Origin of the sequence: Emticicia aquatica, from assembly GCF_923079645.1 — a bacterium.
Lineage (GTDB): Bacteria > Bacteroidota > Bacteroidia > Cytophagales > Spirosomataceae > Emticicia > Emticicia aquatica.
The window spans coordinates 670,300-690,072 of record NZ_CAKLPY010000002.1; the positions used below are offsets into that span (position 1 = coordinate 670,300).

Annotated in this window: 15 protein-coding genes; 3 read left to right on the forward strand and 12 right to left on the reverse strand. The window is 36.2% G+C overall.

The features are described 5' to 3' along the window. Nucleotides 1-61: 61 nt before the first annotated feature. The 5 genes from MJQ71_RS12530 to MJQ71_RS12550 all read right to left on the reverse strand — a co-directional run bounded on the left by MJQ71_RS12530 (nt 62) and on the right by MJQ71_RS12550 (nt 5,170). Nucleotides 62-532, reverse strand: coding sequence for a LytR/AlgR family response regulator transcription factor (locus MJQ71_RS12530; protein WP_238806966.1), 471 nt, complete (start codon nt 530-532; stop codon nt 62-64). A 243-nt stretch (nt 533-775) separates the two neighbouring features. Continuing rightward, nucleotides 776-1,528: a LytR/AlgR family response regulator transcription factor gene (locus MJQ71_RS12535; RefSeq protein ID WP_238806967.1), complete on the reverse strand. Its 753-nt coding sequence runs from the start codon at nt 1,526-1,528 to the stop codon at nt 776-778. A 146-nt stretch (nt 1,529-1,674) separates the two neighbouring features. After that, entirely contained in the window at nt 1,675-2,859 is a 1,185-nt protein-coding gene (locus MJQ71_RS12540) for a sensor histidine kinase (protein WP_238806968.1), read from the reverse strand. Between the two features lie 21 nt (nt 2,860-2,880). Then, nucleotides 2,881-3,333, reverse strand: coding sequence for a DUF3291 domain-containing protein (locus MJQ71_RS12545; protein WP_238806969.1), 453 nt, complete (start codon nt 3,331-3,333; stop codon nt 2,881-2,883). 73 nt (nt 3,334-3,406) lie between these two features. Next, complete coding sequence (locus tag MJQ71_RS12550; protein WP_238806970.1) at nt 3,407-5,170, reverse strand: phospho-sugar mutase; 1,764 nt, start codon at nt 5,168-5,170, stop codon at nt 3,407-3,409. A gap of 338 nt (nt 5,171-5,508) precedes the next feature. Between MJQ71_RS12550 and MJQ71_RS12555 the strand changes: the two genes are divergently transcribed. Beyond that, complete coding sequence (locus tag MJQ71_RS12555; RefSeq protein WP_238806971.1) at nt 5,509-6,426, forward strand: OmpA family protein; 918 nt, start codon at nt 5,509-5,511, stop codon at nt 6,424-6,426. 79 nt (nt 6,427-6,505) lie between these two features. On the opposite strand, the gene MJQ71_RS12560 is transcribed toward MJQ71_RS12555, so the two are convergent. The 6 genes from MJQ71_RS12560 to MJQ71_RS12585 form a co-directional block, all read right to left on the reverse strand. Then, nucleotides 6,506-7,735: an MFS transporter gene (locus tag MJQ71_RS12560; protein ID WP_238806972.1), complete on the reverse strand. Its 1,230-nt coding sequence runs from the start codon at nt 7,733-7,735 to the stop codon at nt 6,506-6,508. Nucleotides 7,736-7,788: 53 nt separating this feature from the next. Next, complete coding sequence (locus MJQ71_RS12565) at nt 7,789-9,087, reverse strand: Gfo/Idh/MocA family protein (RefSeq protein ID WP_238806973.1); 1,299 nt, start codon at nt 9,085-9,087, stop codon at nt 7,789-7,791. 81 nt (nt 9,088-9,168) lie between these two features. Next, nucleotides 9,169-9,939 carry a 3-ketoacyl-ACP reductase gene (locus MJQ71_RS12570; RefSeq protein WP_238806974.1) on the reverse strand — a complete coding sequence of 257 codons (771 nt, stop codon included), beginning with the start codon at nt 9,937-9,939 and terminating at the stop codon, nt 9,169-9,171. Then, nucleotides 9,936-11,387 (reverse strand): oxidoreductase, encoded by a 1,452-nt coding sequence (locus MJQ71_RS12575; RefSeq protein ID WP_238806975.1) that lies wholly within the window; start codon nt 11,385-11,387, stop codon nt 9,936-9,938. Before MJQ71_RS12575 ends, MJQ71_RS12570 begins: the two co-directional genes overlap by 4 nt. Nucleotides 11,388-11,438: 51 nt before the next feature. Then, nucleotides 11,439-12,818, reverse strand: a complete 1,380-nt coding sequence (locus tag MJQ71_RS12580; protein ID WP_238806976.1) for a glycosyl hydrolase — start codon at nt 12,816-12,818, stop codon at nt 11,439-11,441. Between the two features lie 50 nt (nt 12,819-12,868). Next, complete coding sequence (locus MJQ71_RS12585; RefSeq protein ID WP_238806977.1) at nt 12,869-13,798, reverse strand: sugar phosphate isomerase/epimerase family protein; 930 nt, start codon at nt 13,796-13,798, stop codon at nt 12,869-12,871. Between the two features lie 303 nt (nt 13,799-14,101). On the opposite strand from MJQ71_RS12585, the gene MJQ71_RS12590 reads away from it, so the two are divergent. Continuing rightward, complete coding sequence (locus MJQ71_RS12590) at nt 14,102-16,183, forward strand: bifunctional aldolase/short-chain dehydrogenase (RefSeq protein WP_238806978.1); 2,082 nt, start codon at nt 14,102-14,104, stop codon at nt 16,181-16,183. 68 nt (nt 16,184-16,251) lie between these two features. Beyond that, nucleotides 16,252-17,262 (forward strand): GntR family transcriptional regulator, encoded by a 1,011-nt coding sequence (locus MJQ71_RS12595; RefSeq protein WP_238806979.1) that lies wholly within the window; start codon nt 16,252-16,254, stop codon nt 17,260-17,262. 86 nt (nt 17,263-17,348) lie between these two features. On the opposite strand, the gene MJQ71_RS12600 is transcribed toward MJQ71_RS12595, so the two are convergent. Beyond that, nucleotides 17,349-19,706 (reverse strand): prolyl oligopeptidase family serine peptidase, encoded by a 2,358-nt coding sequence (locus MJQ71_RS12600; protein WP_238806980.1) that lies wholly within the window; start codon nt 19,704-19,706, stop codon nt 17,349-17,351. Nucleotides 19,707-19,773: the final 67 nt, after the last annotated feature.

Below are 19,773 nucleotides of genomic sequence, written 5' to 3' on the forward strand. Positions count from 1 at the left end.
AGATTAAACCAGCACTTTATTCCTCGTAACCCAAAAAGTAAAAATTAACCACGAGTAACTATTAAGAAACTCGGATCGTAGTCTTCAATTTAATTGTAGAAGAAACATGCTGCCCCGTTGTGCGTAAATACCTACGGTAATTACGACGAAAATCAGCTGCTTTTCTACGTGAAATCAATATCTTTTGGTCGTGAATCAACACTTCTCCACCTCGGCAATTGAAATATAAATCATCAACAAATGCGAGATTAATAATATAAGAACGGTGAGGTCTCACGAAATTTGAAATTTCAAGGAGTTCTTCTTCAAAAATTCTCAGTGTTTTAGAACTGATAATTTCACGCCCATCTTTCAACTTAAAGATGGTATAATTTTTTGCACTTTTAAGGTACAGAATGTCCCCAAGCTGAATCATATTACGCTTGCCAGCCACTCTCATAGCCAAATTCGATGTTGCGGATTCGTTAATCACGCTTTGAACTACTGTAAAGCCTTCCAAGCTCACAGGTGTTGTATAAAGTAGTTTATTCATGATTATAAAGGAAAGCGTTCATGTGCCTTTTTATTTAATGAGAGCAAGATATGTCTCTTAATTGGACGGCACAACAACAAATCGGTAAGTGGCGGTCAAAAATCGGTAAGTGGCGGATTTATTTTTAAGCGGTAGCTTTTTTAATATTCAAATCCAATTTTTGAGATAATGCAGTAGAATATTTCGTTTTTTTGAAAAAATCAAAATATATTATTTAATTAAATTTGGCATTTAGGCTTTTCGTCAATAACTACTCAGCCATTCTAAAAATTCTTGTTTACGGCGACGAGAAACTGGAAGCTCGTTTCCTTGCTCAGTGAGAATGGTTCCACCCTCCCCTTTTATGTAACGTTTGATGTAATCTCGATTGATTAAAAAAGAGTGATGGATGCGAAAAAAATCATAATTAGCCAGAATATCTTCAAATTCTTTGATGTTTTTAGAAACAGTCAGTTTTTGATTTTCTGTCAGATGAATATACGTATAATCGTCGTCGGCTTCACAATAAATAATCGTATTTACTGGTACAAATTGAAATCCATTGACAACTGTAATCGGGATTTTGTTATTTTTATCTCTGGGATGTCGCAGATTATTGATGAGATGTTCAAGATTTTGTTGTGTATGTTTACCTTCAATTCGTTTTTTTGCTTTTGAAACAGCGTCCTTTACTTCTTCAATATTGATAGGCTTCAATAGGTAATCTAACGCACTAAATTTTATGGCAGTAACAGCATATCTATCGAATCCTGTGGTAAAAATTACTTCAAAGTTTGGTTTTGGAATCCTTTCTAATAAATCAAAACCACTTCCATGAGGCATTTCTACATCAAGAAAAACTATATCTGGCGAGACTAATTGAATGAGAGCATACGCCTCTTGCACAGAATTTGCAGTACCAACAATTTCAACTTCATTTGAACAAAATTGTTGAATAATACTCTTCAGTGTTTCAACACTACGATTTTCGTCATCAACTATGATTGCCTTATACATTGTGCAAAATTTTAGTTATTTAGAAATCTCAATATTATAAATACTTTGATTTATGATTTGAGAAAGATTTCTTGATTTCAGTAAAATTATAAATAGCAAAAGTGTGTAAGGAATATTCTTTCACAAAAGAATACAAGGATTATATATTAACCAAACTTTGGAAACTTAATTTCTATTAAAGTTCCCACATCTGTGGTATTATCATCTTCATCTTCTAGTTCAATACAATCACTAATCGAAAAACGAATATCAGAATCGGCAATCATATTGAAAGTACGTAATCTCTCTTCTGTTATTTTGAGTCCTTGCGACTGATATCCTTTTCTGGATTTAGCCTGAATTTGTCTTGCTCGCTCTCTCCCAACGCCATCGTCTTTTATTCTACAAACCAAATATTTGCCTTGATTATAAAACTGAATGTATAAATTTCCTTTAGTTTCTTTGTAGCGAAGACCATGATTGATAGCATTTTCAATAAAAGGCTGCAAAATCATGGTTGGAATATCAACAAATCGATTTACGTCTGGCGATATCTCTAAGTGAAAATCAAATTTATTTTCAAATCTAAGCATTTCCATTTCTACATAAAGACTCAATAATTTTATTTCATCTGAGAGTGTAATATATTTACTTCGAGAAGAGTCTAAAAATAATCGAATCAAATTAGCGAATTTAGACAAATAATTATTCGCCGAAATACTGTCACGAGTAAGAATAAAACTTTGAACGGCATTAAGTGCATTAAACACAAAATGAGGATTCATCTGTAACTGAAGCGTTCGTAATTCTAGTTCGGTAACTTGCCTATAATGACGTTGTTCTTCATCAGCCCAAAATTTAAGAAAGCGTTCTCTTCCATAAAAAAGCCCAAATAAAGTCACAAAGCAAGCTCCCCAAAACCACCACGAACGCCACCAAGGATATTCTATCTTGAATTCAACAAAAGTTGCTTGACCATTTCTTTTTTCGTCATCAATTGCTGAAATTTCAAAACGATAAATAGCTGGACTTAGGGTGTCTATTTTAAACGAGTTATTTGAAATATAAACCCATGGATATGTTTTGTCTCCTTCAAAACTATTCTCAACGATTCGGTATTTATACTTTACATTCGGTAATTGAGGTTTGGTTCCGAGGTAAAACGCTAATGCATTATCTTCGTATCCAATGCTATAAGCATCTTTCAACGTAACACTTCGCCCCGCTATATCAATTTGATTAATAACCGTTTTAAATGGATATGGCTTTGGAGTAGCAACGAGTTTTTGACCATAAATTACATGATTCGCTGAAAAGCATAATATTACAATTATGAAGCAAAATCTTTGCATTTAAGGGGAGGGTCTAAAATTTCAGTCAATGGTTGGTAAAAATACGTGTTTAAATGTGAATGCAAAAGAAGTTGAGCCATTTTTATTAATACTCATTAATCTTTCCTTTGCCTCTGATGCAGTTGGAATATGGTTTTCGGGAATCCACCAAAGAGCCAATGAGGCATCTTGAGGTTTTTCAAACCATCGGTTTCGGTCTTTCATAACCATCGCATGAGCGGTTTTGAAGGCAAATTCTTTTAAATCTTCCATTGTTTCCCAAACCGACATATTGATGATTATCATTTCATCGTCAAAAACTCGTAAAGCAGTAGCATTTTCATTATCACCTTTGAGTCGCCAAACAAAACCTTTACTTTGTTCGGCAAGAGCATTAATTTCGTCTAATTGTGCTACAAAATCGGCTAAAAGAGGGCTATCAATTGGTTCTAATAATTTAGAAATATTAACTTGGGCTAAGTGAAATTTTGCCATGAAATTACTAAATCAAAACCTGCAAGGAAAACAACTGAATCGTTTATTCCTTGCAGGTTTTAAGAGGAATATTTTAGTTTAAATTTAATTCTGCTTGAATTGCTTTTACTTTTTCTTTCAAAGCTACTAAAGTAGCATCAAATTCGTCTTTTTTCTTTAATTTAGCTCTTACACCTACATAAAACTTAATTTTTGGTTCAGTTCCAGAAGGGCGACAAGTAAATTTCGTTCCATCAGCCGTAAAGAATTGCAATACATTTGATGATTCTATTCCCAATTCTCCCGAAGGAATTGATTTTTCTTCACCTGTTTTCAAATCTTTTGTAATGAGTGATTTGTAATCATCCATTCGGATAACTTTCGAGCCAGCCAACGACTTCGGAGGTTTTGCTCTGAAGTCAAGCATCATTTGTTGAATTTCTTCAGCACCAGTTTTACCTTTTTTAGTTAATGAAATTAATCCTTCGTAGTAAAAACCATTTTTTTGGTACATTTCGGCTAAGAAATCGAATAAAGATAAACCTTCATTTTTGGCAAAAGCGGTCAATTCAGCAATCATTGCACAGCTTGCGATTGCATCTTTGTCACGCACTTTATCGCCAATCAAATAGCCATAACTTTCTTCACCCCCACCTATAAACGTTTGCTTACCTTCCATCTCTCTGATAACTTGAGCGATGTATTTGAATCCAGTAAGTGTATTATAACAATTCACACCCGCTTTCGCTGCCATTTCGTCAATCAAATCAGTTGTTACAATCGTTTTTGCTACGAATTCATTTCCAGTCAATTTTTTAGCTTTTTTCCAAGCCTTCAATAAATAGTAGATTATCAAACTAGCTGCTTGATTTCCATTCAACAATTGCCATTCGCCTTTCGGGTCTTTAACGGCCATTCCTACTCGGTCAGCGTCGGGGTCAGTTGCGATTACTAAATCTGCATTGATTTCCTTTGCTTTTTTAAGAGCCAAACTCATTGCTTCTTGTTCTTCAGGGTTTGGATAAACTACCGTCGGGAAGTTACCATCAGGAGTAGCTTGTTCGGCTACGATATTGACATTAGTAAAACCCAATTGAGCCAACGCTTTCGGAACCATCGTGATTCCTGTTCCATGAATCGAAGAGAAAACGATATTAAGGTCTGATTGTTTTTTAATCATTCTTGGATTTACACAAATACTTTTTACGGCTTTCAAATAAGCTTTATCAAGCACTTCGCCAATCATTTTGATGCGTTTTTTTACGCCTCTAAACTTAATATCTTTTACGTTAGTAATTGCATTTACTTCGGCCACGATATTTTTGTCGTGGGGAGCAACCACTTGCGAGCCATCGACCCAGTAAACTTTATAGCCATTGTATTCACGTGGATTATGAGAAGCTGTAATAACAATGCCACTTTGGCAACCCAATTGACGCACCGTGAAAGATAATTGTGGCGTCGGACGAAGCTCTTTATAAAGATAAACCGTAATGCCGTTGGCCGAAAGAATATCAGCAGCCACTTTAGCAAATTCTGGAGAAAAATTGCGGCTATCGTGGGCAATTGCCACTTTTATTTCTTGGTCAGGAAATGTTTTATTCAGATAATTTGCCAAACCTTGCGTAGCTGCACCAACTGTATAATTGTTCATTCGATTAGAACCAACACCAATTTCGCCCCTCATGCCACCTGTACCAAATTCTAGATTTTTGTAGAATGAGTCAGTAAGTTGGGTTGTATTTCCTTCGTCGATGAGCTTTTGAATACTAGCTTTAGTTGCCTCATCATACTTGCCTTTAAGCCAAGTTTTGATGTTTTTTTCTGCTGTTGTATCTAATTTGAGTGTTTTTAGCATGACTTATTGCTTATGGTTGAATTATTATATGAAAGATTTGAACAAATTAAAGCAAGTTTTTGAAGTTTTTCAAGAATGTCCAATATTTTACTCACTCTTTGTTAAAATTATTTCCTTTTCTGTAGAAAAAATGACTTTGCACGTTTTTTTTGAAAGAAAATAGCGTCAAATAAGCAATATCATGTAAAAAAAGTGTTTTTGATATTCATTTCTAAAAAAGATAAAATTTTAATCTCAAAACTCATTGATAAATTGAGAAAAATCTTTTTTAAAATATTTTAATTTAGCAAATTTGCATTATAATTTAATTACAATAACTCAACCAAAACTAGGACAAAATGAAAATTTCCTTTAAACCATTATTAGTTTTATTAGTAGGCCTTTCGATGGCTTCGTGCGTTGCCAAAAAGAAACTCACTGCCTTACAATCTCAGTACGATAAAGCCCAAGCTGATTTAGTGAAATGTGGTGATAACATTCAAGATTATAAAGATAAACTTGACCGTTTAACAAAAACACAGCAAGAAACCGAAAATCAAAAAAATGCTTCACTTAGTACGATTCAACAACGTGACCTTCAAATCAGTGATTTGAAAGACCAAGTTGCAGATTTGAAGAAATTGCGTGACAAACAAATGGAGCAAGTAGGAAACTTGACAGTATTGTCCAAAGCTGCCAATGATAACATTGATAAAACTTTATCGCAATTAGCAAGTAAAGATAAATACATCAATTTGTTGCAAGCTGCACGCACAAAAGCTGATTCTATCAATTTGGCATTGGCAGTAAATCTTAAAAGTGTGTTAAACAACGGAATCGACGACCAAGATGTTGAAATAAAAGTTGATAAAACGGTTGTAATGATAAATATTTCTGACAAAATGTTGTTTAGCAGCGGTAGCTCGAAAATTTCTTCAAATGCCAATAATGTTTTAGGAAAAATTGCCCAAATCATCAAATCAAGACCAGATTTGGATGTAATGGTTGAAGGTTATACGGACAATGTAGCAATCAATACTGATTGTATCAATGACAACTGGGATTTGAGCGTGAAACGTGCCACTTCGGTTGTGCGTACATTACAACAAAACTTTAGTATTGACCCAAATAAATTGATTGCAGCAGGTAGAGGCGAATATAATACCTTAACAACTAATGATACTGCTGAAGGACGTGCAACAAACCGTCGTACTCGTATCATTTTGATGCCGAAACTTGACCAATTCTATGATTTATTGAATCCTGATAAAAAATAAATATTTCATTGAAATACCTACAAAAAAGCCACTTGAAAATTTTCAAGTGGCTTTTTTGTAACTTTTTTTGATGAGTAAATTACTCTACGTAGTTCATATCTTTTGAGAATGTTTCTTCCAAGAAAAATAATGCCAATAAAGAAATGCCAACCGTTATTGCACCGATAATTAATGCTGCATTATTAACACCAAAATCAGGTTTTAAGGCTGCAAAAGAAGCAGTTAATGGAATAGCCGCTCCACGTACAAAATTTGGAATTGAAGTTGCCACCGTAGCTCTGATATTTGTACCAAAAAGCTCAGCAGCCATAATGATAAATAATGTCCAATAGCCATTAAAAATGCCTAAGAAAAATATCATTATATAAAAAACGAATGTCGAGGAAATGGGCGAAAGCAAATAAATAAGCATCATCATAAATGATAAAATCATGAAAATTCCGATAGCTTTTTTTCTGCTTTTTAGTTGTTGACTAAGTACGCCACAAATCACATTACCAAAAGATTGTCCTAAAAATATCAACATCACTGATTTACCTGCAACAATGGTTTCGGTTAAACCGTGTGCTTTACCGAATTCGGGCGAGAAGGTTATCAAAACACCTACAACAAACCACAACGGCACCCCTACAATGATAGCTAAAAGATATTTTTTAAGCCTTTGGAAATTCCCGAAAATCATCAAAATATTACCTCTTTGTGCTTTTTCTTGCTTTAATTTCAAGAATAAACCAGATTCAAAAACATTGATTCTCAATAATAAAAGCAACAAACCCAAACCTCCACCAACAAAATAAGAAACTCTCCATTCAAATAAATCAGCGACGAAATAAGCCAAAACTCCACCAAAAACGCCCATTGTTGAAACAATTACTGCTCCATAGCCTCTCAATTTTTGTGGCAATAACTCCGCCACAAGCGTGATACCAGCTCCTAATTCTCCTGCTAGTCCGATTCCCGCAATAAACCGTAAAACAGCATATTGAGGCAAAGTTTGAACCAATCCATTAGCCATATTTGATAATGAATAAAGAATAATTGAACCAAATAACACCGATAGACGGCCTTTTTTATCGCCCATAATTCCCCAAAGAACACCTCCAATGAGCAAACCTGCCAATTGCATATTTAGTAAAAAAACACCTTCGGGCAGTAATAATTCGTCGGAAACGCCTAAAGTTTTTAGACTCGGAACTCGCACGACACTAAATAAAAACAGGTCGTACATATCTACTAAATAGCCTAAAGCAGCCACAATTACAGGCAATTTTAAAAGTTGCTTTGTGAGCGATTGATTTTTTTCTTTCATAAGGGTTTAGGTGAAATCGTTGAGTTAATGATGGTTTCGATAAAATGCAAATATTAAACTTTATCAGGAACAACATACGGAGCTCGATATTTGCGTGTAAGCATGGCATTCGCTTCTTTATCGCCCACAAAAGTTTCTTTGGTTGGGTCGAAATGTAAAGTTCTGCCCAAACGATAAGAAATATTTCCTAAATGTGCGATACTTGCTGCTAAATGAGCGGTTTCTACAGGACCATTTAACATAGATTTTTCTTTAGCACGAACGGCATCAATGAAATTTTTGTAGTGGTCGCCCCCTGCATTTCGGGCTGGGCCAGGCTCACGATTTTTTCCTAAATATGTTTTGTAATCTGAATAACCATTGATAACCATGTAACCCTTATCACCATAAAAAATATTGCCAACTTCCACGCCATCTTCTTTGTTGGTCATCCACGGACGCACCTCCATTTGAATTACTTTTCCTTCTTTCGGATAGTTGTAAGTTGTACTCAAAACTTCGGGTGTTTCTTTACAGTCATTCCAAAGGTATTTCCCGCCTGCAGCTGTAATTGTTTCGGGCAAACCTACGTTTAAGCCCCACATACATAAATCAGTTTCGTGAATACCTTGATTCCCAACATCGCCATTACCATAATCCCAAAACCAATGCCAGTTATAATGCACATAATTTTTGCTAAAATCACGCACTTGAGCAGGACCTTGCCATAAATCCCAATTTAGACCTTCAGGAACAGGTGATTTTCCTAAATCGCCTATATCTGGTCGCCATTTATAAACCGTTCCACGAGCCATGTAAACTTTGCCAATTAGTCCATCTCTTAAATGTTTGATGGCTTCTTGTATCGCAACCGAACTCCGCAACTGCACACCATGTTGAACGATTCGGTTATATTTTGCTGCTGCTTCTACTAATTTTCGTCCCTCAAATAAATTATGGCAAGCGGGTTTTTCTACGTAAACGTCTTTCCCCGCTTGGCAAGCCCAAATTGCCGCCAAGGCATGCCAATGATTCGGCGTAGCAATACTTACGGCGTCGATTGATTTATCTTCATAGACTTTGCGTAAATCTTGTTCGGTTTGAACTTTTTTGCTGTATTTTTCTTCAAATGCTTTTGCTCCTGATTGCAGCACTACGTTATCTACATCGCAGAGTGTAGCAACTTCCACATTATCTTGCTTCATAAAGCCAGAAATATGGTCTTTCCCTCTCCCATTGATTCCAATAACAGCTACTCGCATTCGGTCATTTGCTCCAAATGCAGTAGAAGGAATAATAGTTGGAATGGCCATCATGGCAAGCGAACTCGGAACTGTAGCCTTGAGTATATCTCGGCGTGTAAATTTTTTCATCGTTTGCTGAACAGTTTAAAAGGTTGAATAGTAATTATTTTTCAAAGTTAAAAACGACCATAACTTCACAATGGAAGGCTTTTACAATCGTGCAATTGTTAATCCGCCATCTATCATAAAAACTTGACCTGTTGAATAAGGAAAATCTCCTTTAGCAATTGCTGCAACCGCTTTACCAATATCATCAGGATAGCCCCAACGATTTTGAACAGTCAATCCTTCAGCTATTAGTTTATCGTATTTTGCAGTAACTCCTTCGGTCATATCCGTTTTTATTACGCCAGGTCTGACTTCATAAACAGGAATATTAAATTCGCCCAATCGGGTGGCAAAAAGCTGAGTCATCATCCCCAAACCAGCTTTTGAAACACAATATTCCCCTCGGTTGACTGATGCAACTGTTGCCGAAATTGATGAAATAGTTATAATTGATGCTTTAAAACCCTTATTATCAGACTGTTGTGCTATCATCCAATTGGCTACGACTTGTGTTAGAAAGTATGTACCTTTCAAATTTGTCGAAATTACGTAGTCGAAACTTTCTTCGGTAGCAGCCAAAATATCATTGCGTTCTTTGGGAGCGACACCTGCATTATTGACTAAAACATTCAATTTTCCAAAGTGTGATTTGGTTTTTTCGATTATCGTTTTTCTATCTTCATTGGAGGCAATATCACCTTGACAATAAATAACATCTGCTCCTGTTTTTCTTAGATTTTCTAAAGTTTCTTGCACGAAACTTTCATCCCGAATACCATTTATTGCTAAATCAAAACCATTTTTAGCCAAATGTTCGGCAATTCCTAGCCCAATTCCTCTACTTCCGCCCGTAACCAACGCTACATTTTTCATAGTGCATCTTTGATTGTTTTAAGCATTTCGGCGTGAGGATGGTTTTTATAAACCGAATCTAAAGGAAAACAACCCGAATACAATCCATTGCGTGGAGCGGTTGTGCAATCAGAGAAAGTGCGACACAAAAGTTTGCGTTGAATTGGGCGAGCATTTAACATATCGTCGGGCATTGTTGGGTATGAAAGCACCATTCGACCAAATCCAACAAAATCGACTTTACCATTTCGCAACACATTTTGAGCTACATTTGGCAGCCATTCTTGCAAATATGAATAACCCGAACCTACAATTATTAACTCAGGAAAAGCTTGTTTTAGGCCATCAGCCACATCAATCATGCGAGTAACACCTACCATCGGCTCTTCGGGTGGCTGGTAACCATCAGATGGAGGAAATAATGCAGGACGCATCAGATGTGGGTTGTAATAAGGGCTACCGACCGTTACACAAATCAACTGAATACCAAGCGATTGAGCCAAAGCTAAAAATGCTTTCGGCTCATCTAAATCAATATTTATACCTGATTCATCACAACCAAAAGCGTATTTATATGCTTCATTTTCAGCTAAATCTGGTTCGCCTTCACCCGATATGCTTTTCTTGAATGGAACAAAATCAATGGCACTTAATCGGACTCCGATTTCTAAACCTGGGGCAGCTTTTTTGATGCCTTCAACGATATTTCGCAAAAACCTTGTACGGTTTTCAAAACTTCCACCGTATTTGCCTTCTCGGTCATAAGCACTCAAAAACTCATGCCCCAAATACCCGTGACAATGTTTAATATCCACAAAATGAAACCCTGCTTTTTGTGCCAAAACTGCGGCTTTGATGAATTCTTCAATCAAAGAATCAATTTCATCATCGGTCATTAACGGATAATCTTCCTTTAAATGAAACTTTTTATCCAATTTTGGATGATTATATAATATTTTTGACTCAAATTTTGTGTTATCGTTGGGTTTGCAAAATCTGCCAGAATGAGTCAGTTGTAAACCAATCACTAAATCATCAACTGAACCAAATTTTTCGCTATGTTTATTGATAATGAGTTGATAAAGATCGACAAATTCTGAAAAATTAGCTTCATTTATTACTAATTGACGAGGATTCGCTCTTCCTTCATGCGAAACCGCAACAGCTTCGCAACCCCACAATAATTTTGCTCCACTAATGGCAAAATTTTCCCAACGTCGTTTGGTAAATTCACTTGGGCGACCATCGGCTGTAGCATCCCAACCTTCCATTGGCAAAACACAAAGTCGATTTCCAATCTTTCTGCCCGAATTGAGCTGCACTTTTTGTCCAAATGGCGAATCTTCTTTAGCAAGCAATTCCTCATCAAAATCCAATTTCACATGATTGGCCGAAAGATAGCTTCGTAAATCTTGGGCGGTTTTTAATTGAGCTACTCTTGTATATTTTGGTTTAAATTTCCCTGTCATCTTTTACTAAATTTAAGACTTCATTTATAAAGCATTTGACTTCCTGTTTTTTTATAAGCAATTATAAAAAGTATAATATGGCTCGTTATTGATGATTTTTTGGACATAAAGTGCCACTTCACGAATATGATAATCGCCCCACATACTTGACTCACCATTGGCAATTTTACTGCCTTCTGGCACATAATCCCAGCCATTCGGTTGATGATAAATAGAATGCAAAAGTAAACCTTGATGCGACTCATTTATACTCAAATAAGGCTCTTCTAAAAGTGAATTCAGCACTGTTAAACCTATTTGCCAATACTTTTGTCCTGCTTCTTTTTCTCCTTTTTTAATTAAGTAATTTCCCAATCTCAATAATCCTTGCGAACCAATGGCTGCTGCCGAACTATCAACTGGTTCAAAATCATTGTAAGGATTTGCTTTTTTGCCTAGATAATCGCCTAATTTATGCAGATTTGGAGCTCCAGTGTCCCAATATGGAATACCGTCAATCGGAGTCTGTTCGATATAAAAATCGCAAGTAGCACGGGCAGCTTTCAGCATATAGTTTTCTATCAATGTTCGGCCTCCAAACGCTTCAAGTTCGGAGTCTTCGAGTGTTTCTAAAAACTCTAATTCTTCCGAAAAACCGCACATTGCCCAAGCCAAGCCACGAGTCCAAGTTGTAAAACCAGTGTAACCTTGCTGCGAATTTGGGCAACGAAAATTACCATCTTTTACATTAAAAACGCTTTCATGGGCTGTTCTTCCCCAAATATCGTACGAATCTCGTCCTTCTCCGTAAAAAACCGAATAATCTGCCGTAGCTTTTATGTGTTGCAAAGCTCTATCGAGCATATTAATTTTCACATCGCCTTCACCTTGAAAAATATGCCCTAATTGATGGCTCACAACCAATGCCCGACACGAACGAATTGTATCAACAAAAAGTGAATGACTACCATTGAAAGAGTGAATATAACCACCATTTTTAATTGGTGTCCAACGGCTCGCTTGTACCGCTCCCGAAATTTTAAGAGCCAATTCGTAAAAGTTTTTTTCCCATTCATTGAAAGCGATTTTCCCTTCTCGCATGAGGCGTAAAAGATTTCCGTAAGTACTTACATTATTGAATCCGTGGTCGTGTACACCTATGTGGCTGATGTGTGCAGCCATCACTTTTAGCGTATTTTTACGACCAATTTCAAGAAAATCTTGCTCACTTGTGGCATCAAATTGCAAAATTGCTGAACCAAACTGAAACCCTTGCGTCCATTCTGTCCAACCACGAGTAGTGTATTTCCCTTGTCGGGTAAATACTGGAGAACCTTTTGAAACATCATAATTTTGTTCGATTGAATGGATTTTTTTTCCAGAAAGCTCCCAAAAAGATTTGAGTTTTGCCGTTAAGTCGGAGGGTTGAAGTTTATAATCAATATTAATCATTTGACATTAATGAGCGATTGATTGGATAAATGAATGAAAATAAAATATTTCTACAAACCAGCTTCTTTCAGCCAAGTTTTCAATAAAGCCAAATCTTTTTTCATGGCTAAAATAATTTCTTTTTTGTCGATTTTAGGATTTCTTAAACCATTCTCTGCTCCTCCTAAATCATACTCGAAGTGCATTGTGATTGGCACATTGATATTATATTGCTTTAATAATTGTAGAAACTTCTTCCAATCAACAATACCTTCGCCCAGCGGACAACCTTCTTTTTGAAGTTTGCCATCTTTTACTGTCCATTTAAAATCTTTAATTGCCAACGATTTTATGTACGGAGCAATAATTCTAAAACCTGTTTCCCAATTGGCACCACTTTCGGCAGTAGCATGATTGACGTCATATTGGCAACCCATGAATGGTGAATGAATGTTTTTGAAAATCGGCTGTAAATCCCAAACAGCCGCTCCTAAATATTGCCCACCATGATTTTGGTATTCGCCCGAAACCTTGTATTTATTGTTGAGTATCTCTAACTCTTTCATTTGCTTGGCAAAAGCATCCACTTGCTGCATAATATCTTTTTGCATTTCAAAATGATACCAACCCAAGCGATAATGCTTAATTCCGAGTGTATTAGCGGTTTTCACAATACGCTCTGATGAAGTATCCGCCTGTAAAATACTCGTTGTCATCATCGCAATCTCAATATTGGCTTTTTTAGCTGCATCTACTGCTTTGGGCAAATCGGTTTCGACTTTTTCGGGCAGCACATGGCCATCAGGCCGCACCGTTAAATCGATTCCATCGAATCCCATTTCGGCAACCGTCTTAGCCAAAATCGTATAATCTTCAATCCAATGTAGTGTTTTAGAAAACACACTGATTGTCATGCCCGTAGCAGGTTTTGCAAAAAGAAAATCATTTTTTGCTAAAATAGTACCAGTCAAAGCTGTTCCGATAAAATCTCGTCTCTTCATGCCTAAAATTAGTAAAATATTTCAGATTGGCTCGATATATATATTACTAATTTTATTTTTTTTAAAACTATTCCATGAAAAAGAAATCTATTTTTTGAAGAAAAGCTTGAGATTGGCATTTGATTTTTCAATAAAACCGATTTTCTAATGTACAATTTTTTCTAATAAATTTAAAAACGCATATCTTGTAATAAAAAGAGAATAAAAAAAGTACAGGTGAGTACATGAAGATTCTTTTCACAAGAAAATAGAATTTTGTAGCACTAAAATCAGAAATAAAAAGTAAACGTTATAAATGCAACTATGAAAAAAACACTAACATTCAACCATGTTAGCTATTTATGGGACGACAACAAAGCCGCTGAATTAGCTCAAAATGAAGTAGATTTATTTATTTATCGCTCAAATCTATTAGGTGCAGATTTACGCCTCACTAACTATGCTGGCGGAAATACTTCTTGCAAAATCACGGAAACAGACCCTGTAACTGGCGAACCTGCAGAAGTAATGTGGGTAAAAGGTTCGGGTGGAGATATTGGAACTTTGACTAAAAAAGGCTGTGCGAATTTATACATCGACCGTTTACAAGCATTAAGAAAAAGATACCGAGGTTTGGCTTTTGAAGACGAAATGGTGGCTTTATTTGACCACTGTTTATTCGACCCAAAATGTGCCGCACCATCTATTGATACACCTTTGCACGGGCTTTTACCTTTCAAACACATTGACCACCTGCATCCTGACGCACTCATTGCAATTGCTGCAAGTAAAGATGGCCCTGCAATTATGAAAGAAATTTGGGGCGATACAATGGCTTGGTTGCCGTGGCAAAAACCAGGTTTTGATTTAGGTTTACAACTTTCAAAAACCGTTGAAGAAAATCCAAATCTTAGAGGTGTAATTTTGGGTGGTCATGGTTTATTTACTTGGGGCGAAACTTCTTTCGATTCATATATCAATACTTTGGAGGTTATCGAAATGGCTTCTGAATATTTGGAGGCCAATTATGGCAAGAAAAAACCTGTTTTTGGTGGAGCAAAATTAACATCAAAACCAGCCGAAGAACGTAAACTGGCTGCCGCCGAAATCATGCCAACATTGCGTGGCTTAGCATCAAGTTATCGCTTAATGGTTGGGCATTTTACGGATGATGCACGAGTATTAGAATACGTAAACTCTAATGATTTAGAGCGTTTGGCACAAAAAGGAACGAGTTGTCCAGACCATTTCTTGCGTACTAAAATTCGACCAATGGTGCTCACTGGCACATCGAAAGAGTCAATTGAAGCACAGTTTGAAGCTTATCGTGCTGATTATGCCGCTTATTATGAGCGTTGTAAACACGATAATAGTCCAGCAATACGAGATTCAAATCCTGTTGTAATTTTATATCCGCAAGTAGGAATGTTTACGTTTGCAAAAGACAAACAAACCGCTAGAGTTGCTGCCGAGTTTTATACCAATGCTATCAACGTAATGAAAGGAGCGGAAGCCGTTTCGGAATATGTTGGTTTAGATGAACAAGAAGCCTTCAATATTGAATATTGGTTGCTGGAAGAAGCTAAATTACAAAGAATGCCAAAACCAAAAGCCTTATCTGGAAAAGTTGCTTTTGTAACGGGCGGAACGGGCGGTATTGGCAAAGCTATTTGTGAAGAATTATTAAAAGAAGGAGCTTGTGTTGTAGCCGCTGACCGTAATTTATTGGCTGAAACTCAAGACGAATTACGCCAAAAATATGGAAAAGATGCTGCAATTACTACTAATATTGATGTGGTAAATCCTGACGTAATTGCCGAATCTTTCCGTAATACAATTTTACAGTTTGGTGGAGTTGATATTGTGGTAAACTGTGCAGGTCTTTCAATTTCAAAACCGTTAGAAGACCACACAATTGCTGATTGGGATTTATTGCAAAACGTTTTAGTAAAAGGACAATTCTTGGTTTCACAAGAGGCCGTGAGAATTATGCGTCAACAAGCAACAGGTGGTGATATTGTGAATATTGCTAGTAAAAATGCCCTTTTTGCAGGACCAAACAATGTTGGTTATGGCACAGCAAAAGCAGCCCAAGCACACATGACTAGATTATTGGCGGCCGAATTAGGCAAAGATAAAATCAGAGTGAATACGGTAAATCCAGATGCTGTTTTGCGTGGAAGTAAAATTTGGGAAGGCGAATGGGCAGAAGGGCGAGCCAAAGCTTACGGCATAAAAGTAGAAGATTTACCAAAAATGTACGCAGCCCGCACACTTCTCAACGAAGAAATTCTGACCGAAGATATTGCCAAAGCAGTCAGAGTTTTTGTTAATGGTAGTTTAGCTAAATCAACAGGAAATATTCTGAACGTTGATGGTGGTGTAGCAGTTGCTTTTGTGAGATAAACTTAGAAAATATATTGTCAAGAACGAAATGAGTGAATTGAAAAACACTCATTCAATTGCCTAATTTAATGTATAAACTACAATTCAACCCCAATGAAAAGACACCAAAGTACAAGCAAATTGTGCAGTCTATCATTGCGGATATTGAGCGAGCAGTTTTAAAAAAAAATGAGCAATTACCTTCGATTAGCGAGTTGAGTGAAGAATATTATTTGGCTCGCGACACCGTAGAAAAGGCCTATCGTGAGCTAAAAGAGCGTGGTTTTATCTCTTCGGTACAAGGAAAAGGCTTTTATGTAAACGGAACTGACAATAATAAGATGCGTATTTTGTTGGTTTTCAACAAATTAAGTTCTTACAAAAAATTGATTTATTACGCATTTTTGAAAGTTTTGGGCAACAAAGCCAATGTAGATTTACAGATTCATCATTACGATGCTCGAATTTTTGCAGAAATTATTGATAATAGTCTCGGGAAATATAATTATTACGTCATAATGCCTCATTTTTTTCCTGAAAATGAAAAAGGTGCAGCATTAAAAACACTAGAAAAGATTCCGTCGGATGAATTAATCTTACTCGATAAAGATTTACCAGAATACACAAAACCATGTTTGAGCGTTTATCAAGATTTTGAAAAAGACATTTTTGATGCTTTAGATGAACTCCGTGATTTATTGGAAAAATACAACCGAATGGTTTTGGTTTTCCCGAGTGATGGTAATTATCCAAGTGAAATTGTAAAAGGATTTAGACAGTTTTGTGTCAACTTTGGTAAAGATTTTGTCATCAAAGAAAATGCTTTGGATGAAATTCTTCATATAGGAACAGTCTATTTGGTTGTTGAAGAAACTGATTTAGCCGAATTAGTCAAGAAAACTCGCCAAGTAGATTTTAAATTAGGTGAAGATATTGGCATTATTTCATTCAATGAAACAACTTTAAAAGAATTATTAGAGATAACCGTCATTACAACCGATTTTGAAACAATGGGCCGCACTGCCGCAGCTTTATTGCTTGATAAAAAACAAATCAAAATTAAAAATCCGTTTTATACTATTCGAAGAAGTAGTTTATAAATAGTTAGCGTTTTAAGTACCAACCTATTATAATTTTTTAGTACAATCGTCGATAGCAACATTCGTTACTATCGACGATTATTTTTTTATTTTAGTCGCTCTTCAAATAACTTCAAAATACGTTTGTATTCATCCATCCAAGAAGTTGGCTCAACAAAACCGTGGTCTTCCATCGGGTAACTTGCCATTTCCCAATTTTCTTTTTTGAGTTCAATTAAACGTTGAACCAAACGATATGAATCTTGAATATGTACATTTACATCAATCATTCCATGACAAATCAACAAATGCCCTTTCAGACCAGCCGCATGATAAATTGGCGAGCTTTTTCGGTAAGCTAAACTATCGGTTTGAGGTTCGTTCAAAATGTTGGCCGTATAACCATGATTATATGCTGCCCAATCAGTTACAGGGCGAAGTGCAGCACCAGCAGCAAAAACATCAGGCGTAGTAAACATAGCCATCAATGTAATAAATCCGCCATAAGAACCGCCATAAACGCCTATTTTCTTTGGGTCAATGCCGTATTTTTCAACTAATAATTTCGCTCCATCAACGTTGTCTTCTAAATCTTTTCCACCCATAAAGCGATAAATACCTGTTCTACTATCTCTTCCATAACCTGCACTTGCACGGTAATCTATATCCAGAACTGTATATCCTTTATCGACTAATAAGTTATGAAACATATATTCTCTCGAATAACTACTCCACCATTTGTGAGCATTTTGCAAATAGCCCGCACCATGTACAAATACAACAGCTTTCTTATTCTTAATCTTTGCATTGGGTTCATAAATTCTAGCAAAAATCTCCACTCCATCACGGGCAGGAAACGAAATAACTTTGGCATCTTTCCATGCGTAAGTTTTAAATTCATCGGTTAGTGAGAATGTCAACTGCTCACTTTTTGCATTTGCTTGATTTGCTTGCAAAAACAATTCCCAAGGCTTATTAATGTATGAATAACGAATCGCTAAAGTCGATTCATCTGGAGAAATCGTTACTTCATTCGCCCCAACCATACTCGTCAACTTCGTTCTTTCACCACCTTCAACATTCATTTTATAAAAATGCTGCTCGCCTGGATGCACTTCATTTGTAATCAAATAAAACGATTTTTTATCTTTCGATAACTGGGCTTGTTGTATTTCAAATTTGCCTTTGGTCAACTGTTTTTTCTCACCAGTAACAACATTTACTGTGTATAGATGCGAATATCCATCAGCTTCTGATTGAAAATAAAGCGTTTGGGCATCTATCCAACCTAAACTTCCTCCACCAAAACTAAACCCGATTCCAGGGCCTCCAACCCAAGCTTCATCATGCTGACGGTCGAGTAATTTGAGTTTTCCTGTTGCAGGGTCTAGCAACATAATCCAACGGTCTTTATTGTCAATCGAACGAACATTTACAACTGCATAAGTTCCTCCTTCTGACCAAATTGGTCCTAAAACGATTACTTTACGGGCTGTTGGTTTCTTTTTAGTTGTATCATTTTTAGCGTAATCTTTCAAGAATTCAGGTTGCTCCATTATTCCTGGAATATCTTTTGTGATAATTTGATAAACGGTATCTTTTTTACTATCATAAATGAAATTCTCATAAGTTGCCAAAGGTGAGCCAACTTTCGTTCGAGAGGCTAAGTCTTCGGTAAAACCAGATTCGGTTACATAACTTGGAACAATGGTATTTTTAGCATTTTTTGGTTGAACTGAAAGGCGATATGTAATAAAACGTAGGTCTGGACTTATTTGTGGTTGTTCCAAACTTTTATCTTCGGTATAAATTTCTTTTGGACGCTTCGGTAAGTCTGATTTTGCTATTTTTTCAGCTTCGTCTTTCTTTTCTTTGCGTTCCTTCAAAATATCAAACATTGCCAATTGGTCCACTTTCAACCATCTTTCTTCATCATTGGCGGGTTTGGCTTCAGCTTTTTTACTTCCACTAATAAAATTTGATAACTGTGAAACGCTGCCATCTTCCAAACTCAAACTAAATAAATTGCCATTTTTGGTAAAAATCACTTTGGTTTCATCTCCACTAAAATATGGATTTGCTTCTCGCTCAATTGTATTGGTTAATTGTTTGACTTTGGACGTTTTAAGGTGCAAAACAAAAATTTCTCCTTGCTTTTCGTAAACTTTCATTGAGCGACTCAGATTATAAGACCCTGATTGTGCGGGCAAAGCTCGCCTTTCTTTTGGAGAAACTTTCTGTGGCGTCTTATCGGGCAAAACAAATTTATACAAGGAGTCACCTTTATTTTTATCAGGATTCCACGAAAAATAAATCGTTTTTGAATCTTCTGACCAAAAGACATTCGTTGGTGAAGTTCCAATCCATTTAGATTGGTCTTGCATGATTTTTTCGACTGTAAGGGCTTGGCTATACGTTTCTTGAAATAGAAAAACGGCAAGCAGTAGTAATAAAACTTTTTTCATCTTGATGAAGCAAATAAGGGTTGGTTGGTTGTAAATAAAAAAGTGCAATCTCTGTTAGTCAAAGATT